Annotated in this window: 1 rRNA gene; it reads right to left on the bottom strand. The window is 55.8% G+C overall.

From position 1 onward, the window contains the following. Window positions 1-275: 275 nt before the first annotated feature. Window positions 276-342 (bottom strand): 16S ribosomal RNA (locus ACLQ3J_RS20940); the annotation flags it as partial.

The following is a 342-nucleotide window of genomic DNA, read 5'->3' as shown; positions in this document are numbered from 1 at the left end:
AGTTCTCAAACAACACACAACAACCCCTACCGGAACCCACCCACAGGCGGAGAACTTTCGCAGATCATCGTCGCTGACAAAACACTCGCGTGTTCTCTCAGGACCCAACAGTGCACCGATATAACCCCTCGGCCTCTCCACACTGGAAGAAACCGGATGAGAAGTAGCTGTCAGCGTTCCACCCATGAGCAACCGTGTCCCACATACGGAGACAAACGGTCTCTGGCCACACACGCACCCCGACATTTCAGGGGGTGTGGGCAGATGCTCCTTAGAAAGGAGGTGATCCAGCCGCACCTTCCGGTACGGCTACCTTGTTACGACTTCGTCCCAATCGCCGAT

The organism is Rhodococcus sp. DT1, assembly GCF_049844875.1.
In the GTDB taxonomy this organism is placed as follows: Bacteria; Actinomycetota; Actinomycetes; order Mycobacteriales; family Mycobacteriaceae; genus Rhodococcus.
This window is presented reverse-complemented; position numbering and strand designations above follow the sequence as displayed.